This window comes from Amycolatopsis sp. WGS_07 (assembly GCF_045278895.1).
Lineage (GTDB): Bacteria > Actinomycetota > Actinomycetes > Mycobacteriales > Pseudonocardiaceae > Amycolatopsis.
In genome coordinates this window covers 5,966,904-5,990,729 of record NZ_CP136053.1, presented here as the reverse complement: position 1 = coordinate 5,990,729, position 23,826 = coordinate 5,966,904, and the positions used below count along the sequence as shown (strand labels likewise).

The window sequence follows — 23,826 nt, the reverse complement described above, 5'->3', positions numbered from 1 at the left end:
CGCGACGGCACGGTTGCCGGGGCGAGCGATAACCTCGGCGCATGGCGGGGCAGCTCCGCCAGTTCGTCATGTCCATGCACAGCCAGGAGTGGTACGCCCGATGACCAACCCGTTGATCGCGCCGGTCAAAGATTCGACGACGGCGCTGTCCGGCATTCCGCTGCTGGAGGACGCGGAGACGCTGAAGCAGGGCATCGAGAGCAAGAACTGGGCCTCGGTCGCGATCGGCGCGGTCGGCACCGCGCTCGACGTGCTCACCGCGGTGATGGACCCGTTCGGCGCGATCCTGGCCGCCGGGGTCGGCTGGCTGATGGAGCACGTCGGCCCGCTGAAGGAGGCGCTCAACGCGCTCACCGGCAACGCCGACGAAATCAAATCCCAATCCGAGACCTGGACGAACGTCGCCAAGGAACTCGAGGGCGTCTCCACTGAGCTGAAAGAGCTGATCAAGAAGGACCTGGAGAGCTGGCAGGGCGAGGCCGCCGACGCCTACCGCAAGCGCGCCGAGGACACCTCCGCGCTGATCGCCAGCGCCCAGAAGGGCAGCGAGGGCGCGGCCAGCGGCGTCAAGACCGCGGGCGAGGTGGTGGCCGCGGTCCGGACGCTGGTGCGCGACACGATCGCCGACCTGGTCGGGCACCTGATCTCCTGGGCGCTGCAGGTGGTCTTCACGCTCGGGATCGGCATGGCGTGGGTGGTGCCGCAGGTCGTCACCGCCGTCGCGAAGACCGCTTCGACGATCGCCAAGGTGACCGCGAAGCTGGTCAAGGCCCTCAAGGCGCTGGTCCCGCTGCTGAAGAAGGCCGGGACGCTGTTCGAGGACGCCGCGAAGTCGTTGAAGAACCTCAAAAGCGGCAAGGGCGGCGCGACGCACACGCCCAAGGACATCAACGTCAAGTCCGACAAGCCGAAGGGCGGCTCGAAGGACAACGAGAGCACCTCGGCCTCCGGCGACCACAGCGGCGGCGGGAACGGCGGCAACACGCACACCTCCGGCGACCACAACAACGCGCCGAAGGACCCCAAGAACGAGAACCAGTCCCCAGGCGGCGGAGCGGACCGCGGCGGCGAGCACGGCGGCACCGGCGAGCGCGGCGGCAGCAACAGCGAGAAACGCCCTGACGAGAACAAGACGGACCCGAAGAACAAGAACGACGAAACGAAGTCCGAGGACAAGGAGGGCTGCGGCGACCCGGTCGACGTCGTCAGCGGCGAGGTCATGATGACCGTCGCCGACCTGCTGCTGCCCGGCGTGCCGGAGCAGGCGCTGGAGCGCACCCACCTGTCGTCCTACCGGACCGGCCGGTGGTTCGGTCCCACGTGGACGTCCACAGTGGACCAGCGGCTGGAACTCGGCGGCGACGAGATCCGGTACTACTCCGCCGACGGCATGGTCCTGACCTACCCGCGGACCGCCGGGACCGACGCGGTGTTCCCGGTCGCCGGCCCGCGGCTGCCGCTGACCCGCGACGGCGAGACGTACGTCCTGGAGGACGCGCCGAACCGCCGGACGACGGAATTCGCCCCGGTGGCAGGAGAACGCGCCGGGGTGCTGCCGGTGGTCGCGATCGACGTCGAGCGCGGGCCGCGGATCACCGTCGAGCACGGCCCGGACGGCGCGCCCTCGGTGGTGCGGCATTCGGACGGACCCGTCGTGCGGCTCACCGCCACCGCCACCCGGATCACCGGCATCGAGGTCGTCGACCCGGACGGCGGGCCGGCGGTCAAGGTGGCCTCGTTCGGCTACAACCCGCAGGGCCACCTCGCGCGGGTGGTGAACTCCTCCGGACTGCCCGAAACCTACGACTACGACCTCGAAGGCAGGATCGTCGGCTGGCAGGACCGCACCGGCACCTGGTACCGCTACGGCTACGACCGCACCGGCCGCTGCGTGCGCACCGCCGGGCCGCGCGGCTTCTTCAGCGGCTCGTTCGTCTACGACCTCGAACGCCGGATCACCACGTACACCGACTCGCTCGGCGCGAAGAGCGAGTACCACTACAACGCCAATAAGCAGATCGTGCGGATCGTCGACCAGACCGGCGGCGAGATGACGTCGGTGTGGGACGGCGACGGCCTGCTCGCCCAGCGGACCTTCCCGGACGGCACCACCGCGTCGTTCACCCACGACCGCAACGGCGTCCTCACCGCCGTGACCCGGGGCGACGGATCGGTGGTCCACGTGTGGGACGACGGCGTCGAGCTGACGCTGCGGACCCGGGCGGCGGACGGCTCCTGGGTGACCCGCGTCCACCGCGGCGAGGACCGGCCGAACCCCTACCGCGAGCCGATCGGCGTGTCGGGTTCCCTTTCCTACCAAGGGGAAACTGTCCGCGAGGCGGGGAAGGACGCCTCGGCCGAATCGTCCGCCCGGGTCGAACGGGACATCTTCGGCCGCCCGCGCACGGTGGCGAACCGTTCGGGCGAGCGGATCCGGCTCGGCTGGACCGTCGAGGGCGCCGAGACTCTGCGGATTCTTCCGTCCGGGGCAAGGGAAACGCGGCGCTACGACGCCGACGGCCACGAGATCGGGCGCACCGACCGGGCCGGGTTCAGCTCGTCGTCGGAGTACGGGGTGTTCGGCCTGCTCACCGCGACGACCGACACGACCGGCGCGCGCACCGAGTACGCCTACGACACCGAACTGCGGCTGGCCTCGGTCACCAACTCGGCCGGTCTGAAGTGGACTTACCGCCGCGACGCCGCCGGCCGGGTCGTCGAGGAGACCGACTTCGACGGACGCGTGCTGCGGTTCGCCTACGACCGCGGCGGCCGGCCCGTCAGCACGATCGACGGCAACGGCGAAGAAACCCGGTACGAGTACGACGAACTGGGCAACCTGAAGACCCAGGCCTCGCCGTCGCTGATCATCACCTATCGGCACGACGAACTGGGCAACCTCGTCTACGCCGAGGCGGACGGCGTCGAACTGCACGTCGTCTACGACGAGTACGGCACCGTGGTCAGCGAAACGACGGACGGGCGCACGGTCACCCGCACCCGGGGCGGCGGCGTCGTGACCCGCCGGACGCCCGCCGGGGTCGAGAGCCGATGGGAGTTCGACCGGGCCGGACGGCCGGAAAGCCTTCAGATCGGCGCGCACTCCGTGCAGTTCACCCACGACGACGGCGGCCGCGAGATCCGCCGGGTCGTCGACGGCCAGGTCGTTGTGTCGCAGGTGTTCGACGCGGACGACAACCTGGTCGAGCAAAGCGCGGGAGCGGGCCGCCGCCGGTTCTCCTACCGGCTCGACGGCCTGCTGACCGGGGTCGCCGACGAGACCGGCACGACGCGGATCGAACTCGACGCCGCCGGCCGCGTCGTGCAGCTGCACGGGCCGCGCCGCGGCGAGCAGTACCGGTACGACGCGGCGGGCAACCTGGTCGCGTCCGCCGCCGGTCCGCACACCTACCGGGGCAACACCGTCCGGTCCGCCGGGCCCGCCGTGTTCGAGCACGACCGGCAGGGCCGGATGGTCTCGCGCCGCGAGGGCGACCGGATCTGGCGCTACGTCTGGGGCGGGCAGGACCGGCTGACCTCGCTCACCACGCCCGAGGGCGACGTCTGGCAGTACCGGTACGACCCGCTGGGCCGGCGGGTGAGCAAGCGGCGGCTCGTCGCCGGGAACACGGCCGAGTACTGGGAATTCACCTGGAGCGGCACGAAACTGGTGGAGCAGAGCCACGTCGACGCGGCGGGCAACCGCCGGGTCACGACCTGGGAGCACCACCCCGACGGCGACCGGCCGATCCTGCAGATCGACCAGCCCGCCACGGTGGACGAGGTGTTCCGGACGATCGTCACCGACCTCGTCGGCACCCCGGCCGAACTGCTCGACGAGGCCGGGCGCACGGTGTGGCGCGCGGGCGGCGCGGGCCTGTGGCACTCCGCCGCCGCGGACGCCCCGACGCCGCTGCGCTTCCCCGGCCAGTACGCCGACGCGGAATCCGGGCTGTACTACAACGTCTACCGCTATTACGACCCGTCCACCGGCCGCTACCTCAGCCAGGACCCGCTCGGCCTCGCGCCGGCCGCGAACCCGGTCGCCTACGTCGGCAACCCGCTGGCCGCGTGCGACCCGCTCGGGCTGGCCCCCACCGGATCGGGCACCGGGAAGTGCGGCAAGAACAAGGGCGGCGTCGACGACCGGGCGGGCGGCGGGAACCAGGCGGGCCGCCAGCCGGGCGACCGCACCAAACCGGCGCACTACGACGAGAACGGCCTGTCGTTCCCCGGCGAGAAGTACGGCGACAACATGAAGGTGTACGTCGACTCCCACCAGAACAAGCACCAGACCGACCGGCTCAACATGCCCTTCGACGCGAAGACGGGCACGAAGTACCCGGGCGGGGTCCACGAGGAATGGCACCGGGACGTCTTCTCTCACAAGGCGGCGGAAATCGCCAAGACGAAGACCGATCCGATCGACAAGAAGGTGAACGACGCCAAGGCCGATTACGACGCCAAGAAGGAGGATCACGACGACGCGAAGTGGGGGCACGACGACCGGAAGCGAGAGTGGGACGCCAAGGTCGACAAGGCGTTCGAGAAGCAGAAGAACAACGACAAGGACGCCTGGAACAAGCTCTCCGACGACGAGAAGATTCAGCGGGAGAAAGCGTTCCGCGACCGGGCCGACAAGGCGTTCGAGGACAAGCCGGAAACCAAGGACTTCCGCCAAAAAGAGCAAGAAATGAACGACGCCAAGCAGAAGTGGGACGACGCCGGGCGGGAACGGGACAACACCCCCAGCCTGCAGTACGGCAAGACCGACAAAGACCCGGACATCAAGAACATCGACACCCAGGGTTCGACTTACGACGTCACCACGACGTGGAAGCCCAAGCCCGGCCGGGAACACACGGACGACCCGTACGCGGGCGAGTGGAACGTCACCTACCACTCGAACCCGAATGCCAAGAACTGGTGGGAAACCGACGGGGCCGGGATCCGGAACGACAACCCCGCCCTCGGCCTTCCGAACCGGACGAGGTAGCCCGGCTGTGCAGTGACGCACCTCACGCCCGATTTGCCTGATTACCGGGACTCCCCGCGCGGCCATGCTGCGAGGACAGGCAATCCGACGTGAGGAGCTTCCATGAGCAGCGGCGAAACCTTCCCGATGGCACGGGCGGCGAAGTGTCCCTTCGCCCCCGCGCCCGCGTTGACGAGGCGGCCGCCGGTGTCGCGGGTGCGGCTGTGGGACGGCAGCGAGCCCTGGCTGATCACCGGGTACGCGGAGGTCCGTGCGGTGCTGGCGGATCCGCGGGTCAGCGTCGACGTCGCACAGCCCGGTTTTCCGCACACCAACGCGGTCAGCAAGGCACGCGACGCGCGGATGAAGACGTTGATGCAGATGGATCCGCCGGAACACACCGCGCAGCGGCGGATCCTGGCCCCGGAGTTCACCGTCCGGAAGATGGCGGCGCTGCGGCCGCGCGTCCAGGAGATCGTCGACGACCTCCTCGGCCAGCTGCTCGCCGGACCGAGCCCGGCCGATCTGGTCGAGGCGTTCGCGCTGCCGCTCCCCTCGCTGGTGATCTGCGAACTGCTCGGCGTCCCCTACGCGGACCGCGGCTTCTTCCAGAACGTGGCCCGCACGCTGGTCATGGACGACCCAGACCCGGCGCGCGCGGTGGCTGCCAGCGAAGAGCTGAACGCCTACCTGGAAGACCTCGCCGCCGCTGGACCGGGGTTGCTCGGCAAGCTGTCGGGCTCGATGCCCCCGCGCGAGATCGCCGTACTGGGCCAGCTTCTGCTGGTGGCAGGCCACGACACCACCGCCGCCATGATCGCGCTGGGCACCGCTGTGCTGCTGACGCACCCGGAGCAGTTCCGCGCTTCGTCCGCGGACCCGACCGAGGAACTGTTGCGGTACCTGTCGATCACGCACACCGAGGCACGGCGGGTCGCGTTGGCGGACCTGGAGATCGGCGGCCAGCTGATCCGCGCGGGCGAGGGCATTATCGCGGTGAAAAGCACCGCGAACCGGGACCCGCTGGCCTTCCCGGAGCCCGACCGGTTCGACGTCCGCCGCCCCGCCCGGCACCACGTCGCATTCGGCTACGGACGCCACCTCTGCCTCGGCGCGCCCCTGGCCAGGCTTGAGCTGGAGATCGCGTACTCGACGCTGCGGCGGGTCCCCGGCTTGGCGCTCGCCGTGCCGCTGGATCGCCTGGAGTTCAAGGAGAACGCGATCTTCTACTCAGTGCGCGAACTGCCCGTCACGTGGGCCAGCACATTCACGACCGTGCCGCCCGGATCCTCGACGAAAAACCGCCGCACACCCCACGATTCGTCCGTGAGCGGATAAACGACGCGCAGCCCGCGCCGCACCGCCTCGGCGTGGGCCCGCTCGACTGCCGCCAGCTCGCCGAGGTCGATCCCCCAGCGTGGGACGGGCTCGGTGCTGCCCGGCGGCAGGACGAGCACCTGCCCGGACGGATCGCCGGGGCCGCGGAGGCCGAGAACGGGATCGTCCATGGCGACGTCGAGACCGAGGACGTTGACGTAGAAATCGCGGGTCGCGGCGTCGTCAGTGCCCTCGACGTAGGCGATGATGCGCTTGATCACCCGGCCAGCGTCGCAGACCGGACCGACGCGGGCTTGGAGAAATGGGAGCTACGAGAAGGCGACCCGGCGGTGCCGCCCCGGCCGCTGGACCCGCCAGTGCCGCCCGCGCGACGAACGGCCCTGATCGCGAACCGCGGCGCGCGCCGCGAACTGCTCCGCCGTGATGCTCATCAGCACCGGATACTTGATCTCCCCGCGCAGCAGCTCCGCATCCCGCAGCCGGGCCTCCTCCCGGAAGCCCAATTCGCCGTGCAGCGACAGCGAGGCGAAATTGCTGCCGTTGACGCTGACCTCGCACGCGCGGTACCGGCAGCGCCCGAACATGAACGCCAGCAGCAGCGCGACCGCGTCGGCGGCGTATCCGCAGCGGCGGTGCTGCGGGCCGATCCCGATGCCGTAGCTGAACCGGCCGGAGAACGGGTCCGTTTCGACCCAGACGGAGCCGACCAGCGTGCGATTGTGCAGCGTCTCGATCGCGAAGTGGAACCCGTCCGGGGAGGGGTGGCCGCGGTGGGTCGCCCAGTGCCGGTAGCCGCCGACCTGGGGATCTCCGACGCGCGCGGAGCCCCGGTCGAATCCGGTGAGGGTGCGCTGGTCGCCGGGCCGGACCTCGCGCAGCCGCACCTTCCGCCCGACCTCGTCGACCCGCCACGGGGCGACGGCTCCGGGCCGGACCGGCCGAGACGCATTCGTGATCATCGGGAGTGATGGTACCGGGCGGGCGGCCGCGGCGGTGCCGGACCGCCCGGATCGGGCCGTCAGGGCAGGCAGTTTCCCTTCTCCGGAACGGGTTTGGCCGGGTCGAACTGCCCGGGCTGAGGGGTCAGCGAGGGCCCAGTGAAGGTCGGGTCGTGGAAGGCGGGCCCGAGCCGGCCCGCCTTCTGGTCGTCGCACGAGACGCTGGTGTAGAACCCGCGGAAGTCGCCGAGCCACAGGCCGCGGCTGCCCGGCTCCCACGCATTGCCGCCGCGCACGATGTAGTCGGCTTCGACCCGGACGAACGGCTCCAGGTCGGCGGGCCCCTCGACCCCGCGGTTGCCGGGGTCGAAGGCGTAGGCCACCACGTAGGTGACGTGCAGGACCAGCTCGCCCGCCTCGCCCGGCCGGACCGTCATCGTCCCGGTCATCCTCGGCGGCACGGGCAGCAGCCGGGTGCCGTCGGCCAGGTAGACGACGTAGGCCGTCGGGTTGGCCTGGAGTTCCGCCCTGGCGTCCGGCGCGAAGAGGCCGATATAGGCGTCGGGACGGTGGCCCTCGATGGTGTTCCGGTCGAAGTGCGCGACGGCGATCGCGTGCTTGACCTGCTCCTGCGCGTCGCCGACCTGCTTCGCGGAGAACGAGCCGACCTTCGCCGGGGCCGGGACGGTCAGCCCGGCGATGCCCTCGGCCCAGTTCCGCGCCGGAGTGTTGTCGAACGGCCTGGTCAGGTCGACCTTCGCAGAGGCGGGCAGGTCAGTAGGCGCGGGCGCGGTGGTGGCGGGCGCGGATGCCGGTCCGGCGATCTCCTCCGGCCTGGTCCCCCGCTGCCACACGTAGACCCCCGCCGCGGCCGCGACGACCACCACCGCGGCCCCGATGACCACCCGCCTGCGCCAGCGCGCCCGGCGATGCTGACGGCGCAGGCCGGTCCAGGCTTCCTTCTCGGCGTGCCGCTGCCAGTCCGGATCCATCAGATCCGGATGGCTTTCGATGTCGTGCTCGTCCACTTCCTCCGCCTCGCCCTCGTCGATCTCGCCTCGAAAGATCGACAACCGAGAGCTGGCGTTACGAACGGCCGGTCTTCGCAATCATTTCGGAATCCAGCCGGGGCTCAAATCAATTTGCACGGAATGTCCGCGTTTTCGTCCAGGTGATACGAAGCGCACACGCGGTGGTAACCGTCCGCGATCACCAAGTCTTCGGCCGTCTCGAACCCCGGGTGACCGTGCCCGCGCACGAGCAGCACCGGCGAGAGCGCCTTGCCGTCCTTGACCTTCTCGAGGTCTTTGGCGACGTGCGCGTTGTCCTCGGGCAGGAGCTTCAGCCTGCTGGCCCGCAGGATGTCCTTCGCCTTGCGATGCGTCAGCTCCGCCCGCTTGAGCTGACCGACAAGCCCGGTCGCGGTTTCCTCCGGCGTGATGAGGGTGAGATAGTCGAATGCTGCCGGATAATCGTGTTCGTCCGGTTCGTCTTTCCAGTGTTCTTTCACTGCGCCTCCCTCGGTCCCGGGAGTTAGTGTCGTCCGGTCCGGGCGGGCGGACCACACTTGTCGCCCGTTTGCGGTCAGCGGCGGATCAGCCCCCGCGCCTTCCCCGCCGCCACCGCCGCGGTCCGGGAATCCACTTCCAGTTTCGTGTAAATGTGCACCAAATGCGATTTCACCGTCGCCTGGCTCAAAAACAGCCGTTTGCTGATTTCCAGATTCGACAGGCCGTCCGCGACCAGCCCCAGCACCTCGATCTCCCGGGGCGACAACGCGGCCGCCGGGGTGCGCATGCGGTTCATCAGGCGGTGGGCGACCGCCGGGGCCAGCACGGTTTGCCCGGCGGCGGCGTTGCGCACTGCGGCGGCCAGGTCCTCCGGCGGGGCGTCCTTCAGCAAGTACCCGGTCGCGCCCGCTTCGATCGCGGCCAGGATGTCGCCGTCCGTGTCGTAAGTCGTCAGCACCAGTACTTTCGGCGCGTCCGCGGCGGCGGTGATGTGCGCGGTCGCTTCGGAGCCGTGCATTCCGGACCCGAATTGCAAATCCATCAGCACCACGTCGACCCCGCCCGCCAACCGCACGGCTTCTTCCGCGGACGAAGCCTCGGCGACGACTTCCAGGTCCGGTTCGGTTTCCAGCACGGCGCGCAATCCGGCGCGCACCACGGGATGGTCGTCGGCCAGCAGGAGGCGGATCATCGCGCCTCCACGGGGAAGCTCACGGCCAGCGCGGTGCCGTGGCCGGGCGACGATTCCACTGTCCACGAGCCGCCGAGGGAGCGGGCGCGGGCGCGCATCGCGGGGAGGCCGAAGCCGCTGCCGCCGCGGACGGCTTGCGGGTCGAAGCCGGTGCCGTCGTCCACGGCGTCCAGGGTGACGCTCGTGTCCATGTAGCTCAAGGTCAGTTCGGCCCGGCTCGCCGCGGCGTGCCGGACGGTGTTGGCCAGCGCGGACTGGGCGATGCGCAGCAAGGCCACCTCGTACGCGGTCGGCACGTCGAACGGGGTGCCGCTGAGGTGAAAGTGGACAGTCAGGCCGGAACGCTGTTGCGTGGTCGCGCAGAGGCGTTCCAGCGCGGCGGGCAGGGAGGCGCCTTCCAGTTCCACCGGGGCCAGCGCGTAGACGAGGCGGCGGGCTTCGGTGAGATTGTCCTGTGCGGCCTGCCTGGCCTGCGCGACGTGCGGGACCGCGGCGTCCGGACGGTCGGGCAGGGCGCGTTCGGCGGCGCGGAGCAGCAGGTGGATGCTGGAGAGACCCTGTGCCAGGGTGTCGTGGATTTCCCGGGCGAGGCGTTCGCGTTCGGCCAACACCCCAGCGGAGTGTTCCATCGCGGCGAGGTCGTTGCGGGTCTCGCGCAGTTCCTCGATCAGCCGCCGCCGTTGTTCGCTTTCGCGGTAGAGCGCCTGGTAGCCGAGCACGGTGGCGACCGCGACGGCTGCCCCGAGCGCCGGGCCGATGATGACGCCGACGCTGAATCCGCCTTGGTGGCGCGTGAAACCGGCGATCGCCAGCACGGTGGTCAGCGCGACGACGACCAGGCCCCAGCGGGCGGGCAGCAGGTGCATTTGCAGGAAGAACAGCGGGAAAGCCAGCCACACGCCGTCCGGAGTGAGCCACAGCAGCACGAGCCAGGCGACGCCGAGCACGGCCAGCCAGCCGGCCGTCGCGCCCGGCAGCCTGCCGACGCGCGGCAGCAGCGGGCCCGCGGTGTAGACGCCGCCCATCACCAGCGCGCCCGCCAGCACCGCGGGCGCGTTCGGCAGGCCGTCGGCGAACGCGCGCACGACGGCGAGCACCAGCAGCCCGGCCAGCAGGAGGTGCAGGCAGACGCGCAGCACGCGCAGCGGCCGGTCGAGGGTGTGCGGGTTCACGAAAGCCTCCTCTTCCGATTGTCCGTGCTCCGCCGGGAACTCGCATCAATCGAAAGGTTGACCGGCGAGTGCACCCATCGATTCGCGGGAAGCCGCCCGCGGCGCGATGTCCCCGCGTCCGCTCCGGACGAGGCTGGGAAGCGACCTCGAGAAGGAAGGGACGCACATGTTCGTCGCGTGGCGGGATCTGCGCTTCGCCAAGGGGCGGTTCGCGTTGATGGGGACCGTCGTCGTGCTGATGACGTTGCTGGTCGGGCTGTTGTCCGGGCTCACCGCGGGGCTGGCCGCGCAGAGCACGTCCGCGATCACCGGATTGAAGGCCGACCACCTCGTCTTCGCCGAACCGGGCAGCGGATCCCTCTCCTTTGGACAGTCCATAGTGACCCGAGAGCAGGCCGAGCAGTACGCGCGGGTCCCCGGAGTGACCAAAGTGGACCCGATCGCGATCAGCACCGCCAGCGCCGCGGTCGGCGAGCACACCGCCACGCTGGCGGCGTTCGGAGTCCGGGATCAGCGCCCAGGCACGGCCGTGTTGTCCACCGGCGCGGCTGACGCGTTGAAGGCCCACGAAGGCGACCAGCTCACCCTGCAAGGCCGCAAAGTCACCGTGGCCGCCATCTCCGGAGACGCCTCGTACAGCCATCTCCCGGTGGTATGGACCGAGCTGTCCGGTCCAAACGCGACAGTGCTCGCGATGACCACCAACAACGCCGACCTCGCCGCGACCGACGCCCGCCTAGGCACCCGAACCGTCACAAAGGACGATGCGTTGTCCGCGATCGGTTCCTACTCGGCGGAAAACGGCTCGCTCCAGCTCATGCGCGCGTTCCTGTTCGTGATCTCCGCGCTGGTGATCGGCGCATTCTTCACCGTGTGGACGATCCAGCGCAGCCGCGACATCGCGGTGCTGAAAGCCCTCGGCGCGACCACGAAGTACCTGCTCCGGGACGCGCTCGGCCAGGTCGTGGTGCTGCTCGTCGGCGGGACCGCGCTCGGAACCGGACTGGCCGCCGCGCTCGGCGCGGTCGCGTCGGGAACGGTGCCGTTCGTGCTCAGCGCGGGCACGCTGCTCGGACCCGCCGCGGTGCTGGTGGTGCTCGGCGTGCTCGGCGCCGCGCTGGCAGTCCGCCGCATCACCTCCGTCGACCCGCTGACCGCACTCACCTCCGGAGCGCACTGATGAGCCTGCACCTGTCCGGCATCACCCTCACCTACCCCGACGGCGATTCCCGCCTCACCGCGCTCGACCGCGTCGACCTCCACGTGCCGGCCGGCAGCGTCGCCGCGGTGGTCGGGCCGTCCGGCTCCGGCAAGTCGAGCCTGCTGGCCGTCGCGGCGACGCTCATCCGGCCCGATCACGGACGGGTGGTCGTCGGCGGCACGGACACCACCGGCCTGGACCGGGCCGCGCTGGCGGACCTGCGCCGCACGACGATCGGGATCGTTTTCCAGCAACCGAATCTGCTCGCGTCGCTCACCGCGGCGGAACAGCTGGAAGTCATGGCGCACCTGAGCGGAACGCCGCGCCGCGAGGCGGCGAAACGAGCGCGGGACCTGCTCGACGCGGTCGGGCTCGCCGATCGGGCGGCGCACCGGCCGGGCCGGTTGTCGGGCGGGCAGCAGCAGCGGGTGAACATCGCACGCGCCTTGATGAACGAACCCGCCGTGCTGCTGGTCGACGAACCGACGAGCGCGCTGGACCAGGACCGCGGCGCGGCGGTGATCGATCTGCTCACTACGATCACGCACCAACAGGCGACGGCAACCGTACTGGTCACCCACGACCGCTCCCACCTCGAAGGGGTCGACTCGGTGCACGAGGTCGTCGACGGACGGATCCACCAGCCGGCCCCGGCCGGCGCCGAGGAGAACCGATGACGAAGAAGATCTACTGGGCCGCCGCGATCTACACGATCCTCGGCCTGCTCGCCGGGCTGTACTACCGCGAACTCACCAAGGCCCGCGATTTCACCGGCGAAACCCAGCTGTCAGTGCTGCACACCCACCTGCTCGCGCTCGGGACGCTGGTGTTCCTGATCGTACTGGTGCTGGAGAAGGTGTTCACGCTGTCGGCGACGAGGTCGTTCGCGCCGTTCTTCTGGATCTACCACGCCGGGATGCTGGTCACGGTCGGCGGAATGGTCGTGCACGGCACGCTCACCGTACTGGGCAAGGAATCCGGCGCGGCGATCGCCGGAATCGCCGGGCTGGGCCACATCCTGCTGACTGTCGCATTCGTACTGTTGTTCGTCGGCCTCCACCGCCGCATCGGAAAACCCGCCGCCACCAAAGCCTGACGTGCCGTGAAGGACTCCTTGAGGGAATCTGATTCCCTCAAGGAGTCCTTCACGGATCTACTGGCGGCGGAAGGTGAGAGCGGCCAAGCCAGCCCCGACCAGGGCGATCACCGCGGAGCCGACGAACGCGGTCGAGTAGCTGTTCGTCAGCGCCACCGCGTCATTGCTCGCCGTGGCCGCCAGCGCGGTCATCACGGCCAGCCCCAGCGCCGAGCCCACCTGGTAGCCGGTGTTCACGATTCCCGACGCGAGCCCGCCTTCCTCCGGGCGGGCCGCCGAGATCGCCGTGCTCAGCGACGGGATGAAGGCCAGCGACATCCCCAGCGCCGCGACGAGCGACGCGGGCAGGACGTCCACCCAGAAGCTGCCGTCCGCGCGCACCAGCGCGAGCCAGCCCAGCCCGGCCGCCAGCACCACCAGTCCGGCGACGATCGGCGGCTTCGGCCCGAACCGGCCGATCACCCGCGGGGCCAGTGCGATCATGCCCAGCATGATCAGCGCGGTCATCGGCAGCAGCGCGGCGCCCGCCGGGAAGGCGCGGAAGCCGAGCACCTGCTGCAGGTACAGGTTCAGGAAGAACCACATCGGAATCCAAGCCGCACCGAGGAACACCTGCGCCAGGTTCGCCGCGCCGAGCCGCGGTGCGCGGAAGATCGACAGCCGCATCAACGGAGTGCGGGCTTTCGCTTGCCGGACAACGAAAACCGCCAGCAACACGAGACCGGAGCCGACCGCCGTCAAGGTGGCCGCCCAGCCCGCTTCGGGGGCGCGGACGATCCCGTACACCAGCGTTCCCAGGCCGAGCGTGACGGTCAGCGCGCCGAGAACGTCAACGGTGCCACGGGTTCCGGTCGCTCCCCCAGGCAGCACGGCCCGGGTGGCGACGAGCGCGAGCACCGCGATGGGCACGTTGAGGTAGAACACCCACGGCCACGACAGGTACTCCGTGATCACTCCGCCGAGGAACACGCCAGCGGTGCCGCCCGCCGGAGCCGCCGCGCCGTACAGGGCGAGGGCTTTGGTCAGTTCCTTCGGGTTGCTGCCGAAGAGCATCATCAGCAGCGTCAGCGCGGACGGCGCGATGAGCGCGGCTCCCGCCCCCTGCACGATCCGGCCGGCGAGTTCGACCGGGACGTTCCCGGCGGCGCCGGCGAGCACCGAACCGGCCAGGAGGATTGCCCATCCGGTCGCGAAAAGCTTTCTGGCGCCGAACAAATCCGATAGTCGTCCGCCGAGCAGCAGCAGGCCGCCGAAGGCGATCACGTAAGCGTTGAAGACCCAGGACAGCGTGCTGGGCGTGAAGCCGAGTGCGTCGCGCATGCGCGGCAGGGCGACGCCGATGATCGAGGTGTCCATGATGACCATGAACTGGGCCAGTGCGAGCAGTCCGAGCGCCCACCAGCGGAGCGTGTTCGGCCGGGTTTCTTGTGCGGTAGTCATCGTTTTCTCTTTCTCTTCAAGGTGAACGGCAGCACGGCATAGAGCTGCTCAGGCCGCGTCGAGGACGAAGGCGGCGGTGCGTACGACGCCCTCGGCCTGGAAGTCCAGGTACAGCAGGTAGCGGCCGGTTGTCGGAGCCTCGGCGTGGAACCGGATTTCGCCGGGCTCCCCGTCGCCGAGCGCGTGGATGTGCAGGTAGGCGAGGTCGCCCTGGCGCAGCGCGACCAGGTGGCCGAACGAGCCCAGATACGGCTCCAGGTCGGTGACCGGCCGGCCGTCGCGGGTCACGCGGGCGGTCAGCATCGTTCCGGTGCCCGCCGCGAGCGTGCCGTCGAGGGTCACCTCGTAGCCGTCCACGACGTCCTTCGCGACGGGTTCCGCGGCCTGCGGCTGATAGTCACCGGCGACCTCGACCGTCCGCGACAGCGTCACGCTCTCGCCGCCTGCCGGGGTCAGGTCGGTGAAGACCCGGTAGGTGCCCGCCGCTTCCCACACCCACGGGATCGTCCAGACGCCGGTTTCCGGGTCGAGCACGGGATGACGGTGCCGGAAGTGCGCGCCGTCGTTGCGAACCACGATCAGGTGCAACTGTTTGCCGTGCGCCTCCTCGTATTTGGTTACTGGCTGACCGCCGGCGGTGGCGACGGTGAACAAAAGCTCTCCGTCCTCCCCTGGCCGAGCCGGGGCGTGCACTGCGCCGAGCTGGACCTCGCCGGTCGAAAGTGCGGTGCCGTTCATCGGTTTCTCCTTCGTTCGGTGGCGACGCGCTGAACTTTATACCCCCTGGGGGTATTTGGAAGTGTGTCCTGGGTCTCTTTCCGGGCGGCGGCGGCCCTTGTCTCGGACCTGCGGCCGGGGTTACGCTTCGTCAACGGCGGTGCGCCCGCACCGCCCGTTCCGTTCGCTCTCGAGGAGGTGCGCGATGCTGCTGACGTCCGGACAGCTCGCCGACCTCCGTCAGCGCACGCGCCAGTCCGCCTGGAACAAGGGGCGCGTCGCGCACGGCTGGCCAACGCGGCACTGAGCGGTCTCCCCCGCTCGGTACGCACTAGCGCACGGGCCCGAGTCCCGTTGCCGCTCTTCCCCACGGTCCCCTGACCTGCGCCGATGGCGCGTCGGCGGTCGTGGACCCAGCCGAGCACAGACGAGAGGAACTCCGATGGCCGACCCCGAGGTCACGGTCAACGGGAAACGCACCGCGATCGGCGCGGTTCCCGTGCACACGACAGCGCTGGACTGGCTGCGCGGACAGGGCCTGACCAGCTGCAAGGAGGGCTGCGCCGAAGGCGAATGCGGAGCGTGCGCGATCCTGGTCGCGCGGCCCGGCGTCGAGTCCCCGACGGATCTGGTCGCGATCAACGCCTGCCTCGCCCCGGTCGGTTCGCTGGACGGGCAGGAGGTGTGGACCGCCGAGGGCCTCGGGTCCACAGAGGACCTGCACCCGGTGCAGCACGAAATGGCCGTGCGCGGCGGATCCCAGTGCGGATACTGCACTCCCGGGTTCATCTGCAGCATGGCCGCCGAGTACTACCGCAGCGACCGCGACGCGGACGGCGACGACCACGCGCCGAACGGCTTCGACATCCACGCGCTGAGCGGGAACCTGTGCCGCTGCACCGGATACCGGCCGATCCGCGACGCCGCGCACGCGCTCGGCGCTCCCCCGGCCGAGGATCCGCTGGCCCAGCGGCGAAGCTGCCGCGCACCGGAACCCGTTGCGACGCAACTGCACGACGAGGGACGGGACTACCTCCGACCGTCCACTTGGGCCGAAGCGCTGCAGCTGCGCCACGACCTTCCTAACGCGACCTTCGTGGCCGGATCGACGGACTGGGGCGTTGAGGTGAACATCCGCGGCGTCCGCGCGGACTGTGTCGTCGCCATCGATCGGGTGCCGGAACTGCAGGTGCTGGACCTCGGCGCGGACGTGCTCGAGATCGGGGCCGGGCTGAGCCTCACCGAAATGGACCGCCGCCTCGACGGCCGGGTCCCGCTGCTGAGCCAGCTGATCCCGCAGTTCGCGTCCCGGCTGATCCGGAACGCCGCGACGCTCGGCGGAAACCTCGGCACCGGCTCGCCGATCGGCGACTCCGCGCCAGTGCTGCTCGCCCTTGGCGCGAGCGTCGTGTTGTCCTCTGTGGACGGCGAGCGCGAAGTGCCGCTCGCCGAGTACTTCACCGGCTACCGGCAGAGCGTGCGGCGACCGGACGAACTGATCCGGTCCGTGCGGATTCCCTTGCCGCTGGCCGGAACCACCGCGTTCCACAAGGTCGCCAAACGGCGGTTCGACGATATCTCCAGCGTCGCGGTCGCGTTCGCGCTCGACATCGAGGACGGCCTCGTGCGCACCGCGCGGATCGGGCTCGGCGGGGTCGCCGCGACACCGATCCGCGCCCGGGAAACTGAAGCCGCACTCATCGGACAGCCCTGGAACGAGGAAACCGTCCGCGCCGCCGCGGAAATCCTGCGCGGCGAGGGAACGCCGATGGACGACCACCGCGCGAGCGCCGCGTACCGTGCCGCGACGTTGGGCCGCAGCCTGCTGAAACTGCACGCCGACTCTCTTGAGGGAGCACGAGCATGAGTGCACTGTCCGAACGCCCGGAAAGCCCGTCCATCGGGATCGCCCGGCCGCACGAGGCCGCCGCCGCGCACGTCCGGGGCACCGCGCTGTACACCGACGACCTCGTCGCCCGCACCAAGGACGTCCTGCACGCATACCCCGTACAGGTACCCGAGGCGCACGCGAAGGTGCTCGCGATCCGCACCGAAGCCGCCGAGGCCGTGCCCGGCGTGGTCCGCGTCCTCACCGCGGCGGATGTCCCTGGCGTCAACGATTCCGGCGTGCACCACGACGAACCGCTGTTCCCGTCGGAGGTCATGTTCTTCGGCCACGCGGTGTGCTGGGTGCTCGGCGAGACGCTGGAGGCGGCACGGCTGGGCGCGGCGGCCGTCGAGGTGGACACCGAAGCGCTGCCGTCGCTGGTGACCGTCCGCGAGGCGATCGCCGCGGGCAGCTTCCAGGGCGAGCCGCGAGTGGTGGCGCGCGGCGACGTCGACCCGGCGATGGCCGGTTCGGCACACGTGTTCCGCGGCGAGTTCGACTTCGCCGGTCAGGAGCACTTCTACCTGGAAACCCAGTGCGCGCTGGCCCACGTGGACGAGTCCGACCAGGTTTTCGTGCAGAGCAGCACGCAGCATCCGTCGGAAACCCAGGACATCGTCGCGCACGTGCTGGGCAAGCACAGCCACGAGGTCACCGTGCAAAGCCTGCGGATGGGCGGCGGCTTCGGCGGCAAGGAATGGCAGCCGCACGGGTACGCCGCGGTCGCCGCGCTGGGCGCGACGCTCACCGGGCGTCCGGTGCGGCTGCGGCTCACCCGCACCCAGGACATGACGATGACCGGCAAACGGCACGGTTTCCACGCCGAATGGAGCGTCGGCTTCGACGCCGACGGCAAGCTGCAGGCGCTGGACGTCGTGCTGACCGCGGACGGCGGCTGGAGCCTCGATCTGTCCGAACCGGTGCTCGCCCGCGCGCTGTGCCACGTCGACAACGCGTACTGGATCCCGCATGTCCGCGCGATGGGCCGGATCGCGAAGACGAACAAGACATCGCAGACCGCGTTCCGCGGCTTCGGCGGACCGCAGGGCATGCTGGTGATCGAGGACATCCTCGGCCGCTGCGCCCCACTACTCGGCATCGATCCGACCGAGATGCGGCGACGCAACTTCTACTCCGAAGGCCAGGAGACGCCGTACGGGATGCCAGTGCGGCATCCGGAACGCATCCACCGCATCTGGCAGCAGCTGCTGGAGTCGGGCGACGCCGAGCGCAGGCAGGCCGAGATCGCGGCGTACAACGCGAAGCACGCGCATTCCAAGCGGGGCCTCGCGATCACGCCGGTGAAGTTCGGGATTTCCTTCAACCTCACCGCGTTCAACCAGGCCGGCGCACTGGTGCACGTGTACAAGGACGGCTCGGTGCTGATCAACCACGGCGGCACCGAAATGGGCCAGGGCCTGCACACGAAGATGCTGCAGGTGGCCGCGACCGCGCTGGGCGTGCCGCCGGAGAAGGTGCGGCTGGCCCCGACCCGGACGGACAAGGTGCCGAACACGTCGGCCACCGCGGCGAGTTCGGGGGCGGACCTCAACGGCGGCGCGGTCAAGAACGCCTGCGAGCAGATCCGCGACCGGCTGCTGAGCGTCGCGGCGGGCAAGCTCGGCGTGCCGGAAAGCGACGTCCGGATCGTCCGCGGGGCCGCGCGCACCCCGTCCGGCGAGGAGATCGGCTGGGACGAACTCGTGCACGCGGCTTACTTCGACCGGGTGCACCTGTCGGCCGCCGGGTACTACCGGACCGAGGGCCTGAGCTGGGATTCCGCGACGATGAGCGGGACGCCGTTCAAGTACTTCGCCTACGGCGCGGCGCTGGCCGAGGTCGAGGTGGACGACTTCACCGGCGCGTACCGGACGCGGCGGGTCGACATCGTGCACGACGTCGGCGACAGCCTGTCCCCGCTGATCGACATCGGCCAGATCGAGGGCGGATTCGTGCAGGGCATGGGCTGGCTGACGCTGGAAGACCTGCGCTGGGACGAGTCGGACCGGCCCACGCGCGGGCGGCTCGCGACCCAGGCGGCGAGCACGTACAAGCTGCCGAGCCTGTCGGAGATGCCCGAGGTCTTCAACGTCACGCTGCTGACCGATGCCGCCGAAGAAGGCGCGGTCTACGGGTCGAAGGCGGTCGGCGAGCCGCCGTTGATGCTGGCCTTCGCGGTGCGGGAGGCGTTGCGGCAGGCGGTCGAGGCGTTCGGCGAGCCCGGCCACAGCGTCGACCTCGCTTCCCCGGCGACGCCGGAGGCCGTGTTCTGGGCGATCGAGCGCGCCGTCACCGCTGCTCCGGCGGTCGAGGCGGCGGTACCGGATCTGGTGGGCCAGCCATGAACTGGCTCAGCGCGGTGCAGCACCTGCGGGACGCGGGGCTGCCGGGCGTACTCGTCACGGTGACGTCCTCGCGCGGGCACACCCCGCGCGAGGGCGGCGCGAAAATGGTGGTCAGCGCTTCGGAAAGCCACGGCACGATCGGCGGCGGCAACGCGGAGGCGGTCGCGATCGAGCGGGCCCGGGAACTGTTGCGGGACAACGCGACCGCGCCGGAGCTGCAGACGCTTTCGTTGTCCGACAAGGCTCCTTACCAGCACGGCGTGCAATGCTGCGGAGGGACGATGACGCTGTTGTTCGAGCCGCTGCCGGTGCGTCCCGCGGTGGCCGTCTTCGGCGTCGGGCACGTCGGCCTGGAGCTGGCGCGGGTGCTCGCGCGGCACGAGGTCTCGCTGCACCTGATCGACAGCCGTCCGGAGCAGCTGACCGCGGAACGGCTGGCCGTGCTCGACGACGCCGTGGCGAGCGTGCACGTCCACCAGGTCCCGCTGCTGCCGGAAACGGTGCTGTCGCAGCTGCCCGCGGGCACGCACGTGCTGATCATGACGCACGACCACGCCGAGGACATCGCGCTGTGCGACGCGGCGCTGCGCAGCGGCACCTGCGGGTCGATCGGGCTGATCGGGTCCGCCGGGAAGTGGTCGCGGTTCCGGAAACGCCTGACCGGCCTCGGCCACGACGAGGCGGCGCTGGCCCGGATCACGACTCCGATCGGGCTGCCGGGCCTGACCGGGAAGGAACCGGCGGTGATCGCGGTGAGCGTCGCGGCGGCTTTGCTGCAGAAGTTCCAGGAGCCCGGCGTAAATCGCTTGCCTGCCTCCGGGAGCGCGGCTGGGATACGGTGAGACACCGTCAGCTCCTGGGGGACCCCTGCCATGGAAATCCGGCACGACAACGACTACGACCTGTTCTTCAGCACCGTCCAAGCCGCCTTCGGCCGGTACTGGCCTGAATCGGCGGGCAGCGGCATCCTGGGCGCGTACGAGCGCGAACGGAGCCTGGTCGCCTACACACCGGACGGACGACCGGTCGGGACCGCCGGCGCGTACTCCTTCGACCTCACGCTGCCGGGCGACGTGGTCGTCCCCGCCGCGGGCATCACCGCCGTCGGCGTCCTGCCCACGCACCGGCGGCAAGGCGTGCTCCGCGCGATGATGCAGGAGCAGCTCGCCGACGTGCGCGCTCGCGGGGAGTTCGTGTCCGCACTGCTGTGCAGCGAAGCGGTGATCTACCGGCGATTCGGCTACGGACCGGCGACCCACACGGAGCAGCTGACCGTCGAACGGCACCGCACCGCTTTCGCCGCCCCGCGCGGTGTTGCCCCCGAAAACGGCTCCGTCGAACTCCTGCGCCGCGCCGACTGCACCGATCTGCTGGAAGAGATCTACGACCGCTACCGCCGCACGCAACCCGGTGCCCTCTCCCGGCCGCACCGCTGGTGGTCGCTGGGCGCCGGACACCCGCCGACCGGCCCGGAGCCGCGGTACCTCGCCGTGCACCGGGACGCCGACGGCGTCGCGAACGGCTACGCGAGCTACCTGGTCACCGACACCACCCTGACCGTCGACGAACTCATCGCGACCGACGACGCCGCCTTTACCGCGATCGCCCGGTTCCTGCTGGAGCACGACCTGGTAAAGCAGATCAAGTTCCTGCACCTCCCGCCGGGAAACCCGCTGCGCTGGCAGCTCGCGGACCTCCGCGCGGCCCAGCCGGTCGAAACGGACTGGCTCTGGGTGCGGCTGCTGGACGTCCCGCGCGCACTGACCACCCGCGGCTGGTTCACCGACGGTTCGCTGGTCCTCGACGTGACGGACCCGTTCCTGGAAGAGCACGGCCGGTACCAGCTGACGGTGCGGGACGGGAAGGCGGAGTGCGTGCGGACCGACCTTGCGCCGGACCTGTCGCTGGACGTGAGCGATCTGGGGTCGATCTACCTGGGCGGGACGCTGCCGAGTGTGCTGGCGCGGGCCGGGCATGTCCGGGCGCACCACGGGGAGGCGGCCTCGCGGGCGGATGCGCTGTTCCGATCGAACCGCATTCCGCACTGCGTGCACTGGTTCTAAGCCAGTTCAAGTCCGTGAAGGACTCCTTGAGGGAATCTGATTCCCTCAAGGAGTCCTTCACGGACCGCACACCTCGCTCCCGCAGCGCCCCCGGCGCTGAGTTAAGCCAGCACCCCAGCCACCAGCCGACGGGCGTAGGCGGCGTCGAGACCGTCCGGGCGGAAGGCGGAGTGCGCGCGAACCGACCTTGCGCCGGACCTGTCGCTGGACGTGAGCGATCTCGGGTCGACCTACCTGGGCGGGACCCTGTCGAGCGCGCTGGTGCGAGCCGGGCACGTCCAGGCGCACCACGGGGAGGCGGTCTCCCGGGCGGACGCGCTGTCCCGGTCAGACCGCATCCCGCTCTAAGCCAGCACCTCAGCCACCAGCCGGCGGGCGTAGGCGGCGTCGAGACCGTCCGGACGGAACAGGATCCGGTACATGATCGGCGCCACCACCCGGTCCATCACCGCTTCCGGCTCCGGTGCCGCCTCGCCCCGGGCGACCGCCCTGGCCAGGACCACTTCCACCTGGTCAGCGGCGTACGCCGAGCATTGCCCGGCGTTGCTGCCGTCCGGATCGCCGAGCAGCGCGTCCCGGATGTAGGCCCGGCCGGCCGGCGAGGACATCTCGTCCAGGAACAGTTCGGTCCACGTCGTGAGGTCGGCGGCCAGCGAGCCGTGGTCTTCCGGCGGGGCTTCCGGGCGCAGCCGTTCCACCGCGACGTCCGACAGGAGTTCCTGCAGGTCGCCCCAGCGCCGGTAGATCGTGGACGGCGTGACGCCCGCGCGCGCCGCGACCTGGGGCACGGTCAGCGCGTCCCGGCCTGCTTCGGCGACCAGATCGCGGACCGCGGCGTGCACCGACTCCTGGACTCGCGCACTGCGCCCGCCGGGCCGCACCATCCGCTTCTGGCTCACCGTGCCACTGTAAGCCGCGCCCGTTCCAGTGCGTGTCCGGTCCGCAGCAGCACTGCCTCCTCGTGCGGCCGGGCGAGCAGTTGCAGGCCGATCGGCATCCCGTCGAGGTCGTCCCCGATCGGGAGCGTCAGCGCTGGTACACCGGTGATATTCGCCGGGGCCGACAGCCGGACATAGGCGTCCGAGACCGCTTCGACGGTGCCGTCCGGCCAGGTGACCGTCTCCTGCCCGGCCGGCACCGCGGTCATCGGGACAGTCGGCGCGGCGAGGACGTCGATCCGCTCGAACAGCCGCGCCCACTCCTGCCGCATGAGCGTGCGGGCACGCTGGGCTCGCAGGTAGTCCCCCGCGCTCATCAGTTCACCGGCTTCGAGCAGCACTCGGACGTCCGCGGCGTACTGGTCGGGCACCGAGCGCAGGCTTCGCTCGTGGTACGCCGTGGCCTCCGGGACCATCAAGCCCCACTGCGTCGCCTGGAGGTAACGCGTCATCGGGATCTCGACGTCGACCACCTCGGCGCCCAGCGCGGCCAGCTGGTCGACGGCTTCGCGCACCGCGGCTTCCACCGCCGGATCGACGTGGTCGAAGTAGTAGTTGACCGGTACTCCGACGCGCAATCCATTCGGGCCCCGGTCAATCGCCTGGCTCTGTCCAATGAGGACGGACAGCACGAGCCCGGCGTCCGCGACGGTGCGGGTGATCGGGCCGACGTGGTCCAGCGACCAGGACAGCGAAGTCACGCCGTCGCGCGGGATGAGGCCGTAGGTCGGTTTCAGGCCGACGACCCCGTTCAGCGCGGCGGGCACCCGGATCGAGCCGCCGGTGTCGGTGCCGAGGGCGAACGTCGCCGCGCCCGCCGCCACCGCTACTGCCGAACCGCCGCTGGAGCCGCCGGCGACACGGGACGGGTTGCGGGCGTTGTGCGTCTGCGGAGTGGTGAGCCCGTAGGCGAACTCGTGGGTGTGGGTCTTGCCGAGGAGCACCGCACCGGCGGCCTTGAGCTGGGCGGCGACGGTGCTGTCTTTCTCCGCGCGATGTCCGGCGCGGACCCGGGAACTGGCGGACGTCGCGGTTCCGGCGACGTCGATCAGGTCCTTCAAGCCCATCGGGATGCCGTGCAACGGGCCGCGGATCGGCCCCAGTTCCGCCGCTTCGGCGCGGGCCCGCTCCGCGTCGACCGTGACGTACGCGTGCAGCCGGGGTTCCACCTCGTCGATGCGGGTCAGCACATCGTCGACCAGCTCCACCGGCGACACGCGCCGTTCCCGGATCGCGGCGGAAGCTTCGGTGAGGCTGAGGTCAGCGAGCGACATGGCTCTCCTCCGGACGGTAGAAGGAAGCCGGCGGGGTGTCGCCGAAATCCAGGTCGCGCAGGACAGTCACCACCGAGTGGATGTGGTTGGCGACGGCGGCCACGCTGGTGTGCCGCGCGGCGGCGAGCGGCAGCCCGGCGCGGGCGGCCAGGCGGGCGGCCTCGTCGGGGGCGAGTTCAGTCACGAGGGCTCCTAAAAGCTAAGCATTTGCTTTAAGCGACAGTAGCCCGAGTGTCGCT

At 70.4% G+C, this 23,826-nt stretch carries 20 protein-coding genes and 1 pseudogene; 10 read left to right on the top strand and 11 right to left on the bottom strand.

Translation table 11 applies throughout. From position 1 onward, the window contains the following. Positions 1-100: 100 nt before the first annotated feature. Complete coding sequence (locus RPX00_RS28405; RefSeq protein ID WP_406629939.1) at positions 101-4,996, top strand: RHS repeat-associated core domain-containing protein; 4,896 nt, start codon at positions 101-103, stop codon at positions 4,994-4,996. 102 nt (positions 4,997-5,098) lie between these two features. Continuing rightward, a complete protein-coding gene (locus RPX00_RS28400; RefSeq protein ID WP_406629937.1) occupies positions 5,099-6,313 on the top strand; it encodes a cytochrome P450 in 1,215 nt (404 codons plus the stop codon). Here RPX00_RS28400 and RPX00_RS28395 read toward each other — a convergent pair. From RPX00_RS28395 to RPX00_RS28370, 6 genes are all read right to left on the bottom strand, one after another. Further along, positions 6,202-6,573, bottom strand: a complete 372-nt coding sequence (locus RPX00_RS28395) for a VOC family protein (protein ID WP_406629935.1) — start codon at positions 6,571-6,573, stop codon at positions 6,202-6,204. The two genes, RPX00_RS28400 and RPX00_RS28395, sit on opposite strands and share 112 nt — an antisense overlap. 48 nt (positions 6,574-6,621) lie before the next feature. Next, positions 6,622-7,197 (bottom strand): GNAT family N-acetyltransferase, encoded by a 576-nt coding sequence (locus RPX00_RS28390; RefSeq protein WP_406643123.1) that lies wholly within the window; start codon positions 7,195-7,197, stop codon positions 6,622-6,624. A 134-nt stretch (positions 7,198-7,331) separates the two neighbouring features. Next, on the bottom strand, positions 7,332-8,324 hold the full coding sequence (locus tag RPX00_RS28385) for a hypothetical protein (RefSeq protein ID WP_406629933.1): 993 nt from the start codon (positions 8,322-8,324) through the stop codon (positions 7,332-7,334). A gap of 59 nt (positions 8,325-8,383) precedes the next feature. Beyond that, the gene (locus RPX00_RS28380) at positions 8,384-8,761 is read right to left on the bottom strand and encodes a hypothetical protein (RefSeq protein ID WP_406629931.1); all 378 of its coding nucleotides are present in this window, start codon (positions 8,759-8,761) and stop codon (positions 8,384-8,386) included. 74 nt (positions 8,762-8,835) lie between these two features. Then, positions 8,836-9,453 carry a response regulator gene (locus tag RPX00_RS28375; protein WP_406629929.1) on the bottom strand — a complete coding sequence of 206 codons (618 nt, stop codon included), beginning with the start codon at positions 9,451-9,453 and terminating at the stop codon, positions 8,836-8,838. Beyond that, a complete protein-coding gene (locus tag RPX00_RS28370) occupies positions 9,450-10,625 on the bottom strand; it encodes a sensor histidine kinase (protein ID WP_406629927.1) in 1,176 nt (391 codons plus the stop codon). The genes RPX00_RS28375 and RPX00_RS28370 overlap by 4 nt, the downstream gene beginning before the upstream one ends. A gap of 166 nt (positions 10,626-10,791) precedes the next feature. Here RPX00_RS28370 and RPX00_RS28365 point away from each other — a divergent pair, with 166 nt between their 5' ends. From RPX00_RS28365 to RPX00_RS28355, 3 genes are read left to right on the top strand one after another with little or no spacing between them, the layout of a single operon-like run. Next, a complete protein-coding gene (locus tag RPX00_RS28365; protein ID WP_406629925.1) occupies positions 10,792-11,805 on the top strand; it encodes an ABC transporter permease in 1,014 nt (337 codons plus the stop codon). After that, a complete protein-coding gene (locus tag RPX00_RS28360; protein ID WP_406629923.1) occupies positions 11,805-12,503 on the top strand; it encodes an ABC transporter ATP-binding protein in 699 nt (232 codons plus the stop codon). The genes RPX00_RS28365 and RPX00_RS28360 overlap by 1 nt, the downstream gene beginning before the upstream one ends. Continuing rightward, the gene (locus RPX00_RS28355) at positions 12,500-12,922 is read left to right on the top strand and encodes a DUF2871 domain-containing protein (RefSeq protein WP_406629921.1); all 423 of its coding nucleotides are present in this window, start codon (positions 12,500-12,502) and stop codon (positions 12,920-12,922) included. Before RPX00_RS28360 ends, RPX00_RS28355 begins: the two co-directional genes overlap by 4 nt. A gap of 57 nt (positions 12,923-12,979) precedes the next feature. On the opposite strand, the gene RPX00_RS28350 is transcribed toward RPX00_RS28355, so the two are convergent. Then, positions 12,980-14,362, bottom strand: a complete 1,383-nt coding sequence (locus tag RPX00_RS28350; RefSeq protein ID WP_406629919.1) for an MFS transporter — start codon at positions 14,360-14,362, stop codon at positions 12,980-12,982. A 48-nt stretch (positions 14,363-14,410) separates the two neighbouring features. After that, on the bottom strand, positions 14,411-15,100 hold the full coding sequence (locus RPX00_RS28345; RefSeq protein ID WP_406629917.1) for a hypothetical protein: 690 nt from the start codon (positions 15,098-15,100) through the stop codon (positions 14,411-14,413). A 421-nt stretch (positions 15,101-15,521) separates the two neighbouring features. On the opposite strand from RPX00_RS28345, the gene RPX00_RS28340 reads away from it, so the two are divergent. The 5 genes and pseudogenes from RPX00_RS28340 to RPX00_RS28320 form a co-directional block, all read left to right on the top strand. After that, positions 15,522-16,946, top strand: coding sequence for a xanthine dehydrogenase small subunit (locus RPX00_RS28340; RefSeq protein ID WP_406629916.1), 1,425 nt, complete (start codon positions 15,522-15,524; stop codon positions 16,944-16,946). After that, positions 16,943-19,312, top strand: coding sequence for a xanthine dehydrogenase molybdopterin binding subunit (gene xdhB / locus RPX00_RS28335; protein WP_406629914.1), 2,370 nt, complete (start codon positions 16,943-16,945; stop codon positions 19,310-19,312). Before RPX00_RS28340 ends, xdhB begins: the two co-directional genes overlap by 4 nt. Continuing rightward, positions 19,309-20,154: a xanthine dehydrogenase accessory protein XdhC gene (gene xdhC / locus RPX00_RS28330; RefSeq protein WP_406629913.1), complete on the top strand. Its 846-nt coding sequence runs from the start codon at positions 19,309-19,311 to the stop codon at positions 20,152-20,154. Before xdhB ends, xdhC begins: the two co-directional genes overlap by 4 nt. A gap of 30 nt (positions 20,155-20,184) precedes the next feature. Beyond that, positions 20,185-21,375 carry a GNAT family N-acetyltransferase gene (locus tag RPX00_RS28325; protein ID WP_406629911.1) on the top strand — a complete coding sequence of 397 codons (1,191 nt, stop codon included), beginning with the start codon at positions 20,185-20,187 and terminating at the stop codon, positions 21,373-21,375. Positions 21,376-21,549: 174 nt separating this feature from the next. Continuing rightward, a pseudogene (locus tag RPX00_RS28320) lies at positions 21,550-21,723 on the top strand (sterol carrier protein domain-containing protein); the annotation flags it as partial. Here the strand turns inward: RPX00_RS28320 and RPX00_RS28315 are convergent. Genes RPX00_RS28315 through RPX00_RS28305 form a run of 3 tightly spaced genes read right to left on the bottom strand, consistent with a single transcriptional unit; the run spans position 21,720 to position 23,771 of the window. Next, entirely contained in the window at positions 21,720-22,274 is a 555-nt protein-coding gene (locus RPX00_RS28315; protein ID WP_406629909.1) for a TetR/AcrR family transcriptional regulator, read from the bottom strand. The pseudogene RPX00_RS28320 and the gene RPX00_RS28315 overlap by 4 nt on opposite strands. Further along, the gene (locus tag RPX00_RS28310; RefSeq protein ID WP_406629907.1) at positions 22,271-23,587 is read right to left on the bottom strand and encodes an amidase; all 1,317 of its coding nucleotides are present in this window, start codon (positions 23,585-23,587) and stop codon (positions 22,271-22,273) included. The genes RPX00_RS28315 and RPX00_RS28310 overlap by 4 nt, the downstream gene beginning before the upstream one ends. Continuing rightward, positions 23,574-23,771 (bottom strand): hypothetical protein, encoded by a 198-nt coding sequence (locus RPX00_RS28305; RefSeq protein WP_406629906.1) that lies wholly within the window; start codon positions 23,769-23,771, stop codon positions 23,574-23,576. Before RPX00_RS28305 ends, RPX00_RS28310 begins: the two co-directional genes overlap by 14 nt. Between the last annotated feature and the right edge of the window lie 55 nt (positions 23,772-23,826).

Coding starts and splice junctions, on each gene's coding strand:
- RPX00_RS28310 (WP_406629907.1), bottom strand. CDS start 23,587: ATGTCGCTCGCTGACCTCAGCCTCACCGAAGCTTCCGCCGCGATCCGG.
- RPX00_RS28405 (WP_406629939.1), top strand. CDS start 101: ATGACCAACCCGTTGATCGCGCCGGTCAAAGATTCGACGACGGCGCTG.
- RPX00_RS28345 (WP_406629917.1), bottom strand. CDS start 15,100: ATGAACGGCACCGCACTTTCGACCGGCGAGGTCCAGCTCGGCGCAGTG.
- RPX00_RS28400 (WP_406629937.1), top strand. CDS start 5,099: ATGAGCAGCGGCGAAACCTTCCCGATGGCACGGGCGGCGAAGTGTCCC.
- xdhB (WP_406629914.1), top strand. CDS start 16,943: ATGAGTGCACTGTCCGAACGCCCGGAAAGCCCGTCCATCGGGATCGCC.
- RPX00_RS28360 (WP_406629923.1), top strand. CDS start 11,805: ATGAGCCTGCACCTGTCCGGCATCACCCTCACCTACCCCGACGGCGAT.
- RPX00_RS28325 (WP_406629911.1), top strand. CDS start 20,185: ATGGAAATCCGGCACGACAACGACTACGACCTGTTCTTCAGCACCGTC.
- RPX00_RS28375 (WP_406629929.1), bottom strand. CDS start 9,453: ATGATCCGCCTCCTGCTGGCCGACGACCATCCCGTGGTGCGCGCCGGA.
- RPX00_RS28355 (WP_406629921.1), top strand. CDS start 12,500: ATGACGAAGAAGATCTACTGGGCCGCCGCGATCTACACGATCCTCGGC.
- RPX00_RS28365 (WP_406629925.1), top strand. CDS start 10,792: ATGTTCGTCGCGTGGCGGGATCTGCGCTTCGCCAAGGGGCGGTTCGCG.
- RPX00_RS28350 (WP_406629919.1), bottom strand. CDS start 14,362: ATGACTACCGCACAAGAAACCCGGCCGAACACGCTCCGCTGGTGGGCG.
- RPX00_RS28340 (WP_406629916.1), top strand. CDS start 15,522: ATGGCCGACCCCGAGGTCACGGTCAACGGGAAACGCACCGCGATCGGC.
- xdhC (WP_406629913.1), top strand. CDS start 19,309: ATGAACTGGCTCAGCGCGGTGCAGCACCTGCGGGACGCGGGGCTGCCG.